Source organism: Kitasatospora sp. NPDC091257 (assembly GCF_044757675.1).
Lineage (GTDB): Bacteria > Actinomycetota > Actinomycetes > Streptomycetales > Streptomycetaceae > Kitasatospora > Kitasatospora lactacystinica.
Window position 1 is genome coordinate 1 of the sequence record NZ_JBIVVI010001580.1, and the last position, 1,695, is coordinate 1,695.

Annotated in this window: 1 protein-coding gene; it reads right to left on the reverse strand. The window is 72.8% G+C overall.

What is annotated here, in order from left to right:
- Window positions 1–272: 272 nt before the first annotated feature.
- The gene (locus ACIQOV_RS40440) at window positions 273–1,448 is read right to left on the reverse strand and encodes a mechanosensitive ion channel family protein (protein WP_401056001.1); all 1,176 of its coding nucleotides are present in this window, start codon (window positions 1,446–1,448) and stop codon (window positions 273–275) included.
- Window positions 1,449–1,695: the final 247 nt, after the last annotated feature.

Below are 1,695 nucleotides of genomic sequence, written 5' to 3' on the forward strand. Positions count from 1 at the left end.
GGGGGCCTTGGCGGTGCTCTTGGTCATGCCCGGAATCCTCCCCTTTCGGCTGCTCGGGACGGTCCGCGGGTGTCCCCGGAGCGGGGAGCGGGCGGGCTTCGGACGAACTGTTAGGAAACTTTCCAGTCGCTTGGGAAGGACCGTAAGGGCCGTGTCGGCGGAGTGTCAATGGTGGGTGGAGCGGAGGATGCCGAAGCGTTACCGGACAGGGCGAAGCCCCGCTCCGGGTACGCCGGGAGCGGGGCTTGCGTCGTGTCCGTACGGTCGCCGGGCTACGGCTTCGCCGGGTCCTCCGCCCCCTTCGCCGCCGGGATCGGCTCGGTCGCCCGGTAGCGCGGCGAGGCCGGGTCGGCCAGCGCGGACGGCGCGGCCTGCTCGGCGGCCGGCACCGGCGAGGGCGCGATCACCACGCCGGTCGCCCCGGCCGCGGCCGCCGGGACCTCCTCCTTGACCTTGATCCCGGCCCGGTCGAAGGCCGCCTTCAGCCGCTGGCGCAGCGCCCGGGAGACGGCGGCCGCCTTGCCCGGGGCGGTCCGGGCCTCGATCCGCAGCACCACCGAGTCCGAGGCGACCGACTCCACGCCCAGGATCGACACCGGCGCCCAGACCAGCTCGTCGTACGGGGCCTCCTTGGCCATCTCCTCGGCCGTCGCCAGGATCAGGTCCTCGACCCGGATCAGGTCCTCCTTGTACCCGACCTGCACGTCCACCGAGGCGGTCGCCCAGCCCTGGCTCATGTTGGCGATCCGCTTCACCTCACCGTTGCGGATGTACCAGATCTCGCCGTTCGCCCCGCGCAGCTTGGTGACCCGCAGGCCGACCTCCAGCACGGTGCCGGTGGCCACCCCGGTGTCGATCTCGTCGCCGACGCCGTACTGGTCCTCCATGATCATGAAGACCCCGGAGAGGAAGTCCGTGACCAGGTTGCGGGCGCCGAAACCGATGGCCACACCGGCCACACCGGCGCTCGCCAGCAGCGGCGCCAGGTTGACCCCCAGCGCGGACAGCACCATCAGCGCCGCCGTGCCCAGGATGGTGAAGGAGGCGACGCTGCGCAGCACCGAGCCGATCGCCTCCGAACGCTGCTGGCGCCGCTCCGTGTTCACCACCCCGGTGTTGGCCAGCAGCCCGCCCAGCCGGCTCTCCTCCTGGTGCTCGGAGGTGCGCGCCATCCGCCCTATCAGCTGGGTGATGAGCTTGCGCACCACGGCCCGCAGCACCAGGGACAGCACGATGATGAAGACGATCCGCAGTCCCGAGGCCAGCCAGCCCTGCCAGTGGGTGTCGAACCAGCTGGCGGCCTGCCGGGTGGTCTCGGAGACCTCCTGCGCGCTGGTCGGGATCCGCAGGTCGAGCTCGGGCAGCTGCGCGGTGGGGCTTGGGGCCGGCGTCGGAGTGGTGAGCGTCGAGGACGCGTCGGACGGACCGGTGGCACCGGAGCTGAACACGTGCAGGCCTTCCTTGCCGGGTGAGTGGCGGGCCCGCACCGCCGAGGAGCGGCCCGCGGACCGTGAGCGTCAGCCTATCCGCCGCCGCATGCCCGCCCGGACCGGCCGGGAACCTCCCGCGAGCGTGCCCGAGGGCGTACGGAGCGTCCCGAACGCCCCGTCAACGCCCCCGTACGCTCCCCCGCACCCGGGCGCCGAGGCCCTCCAGGGCAGTCGGGACACTGCTCCGGACGGCCGAACCCTGCCC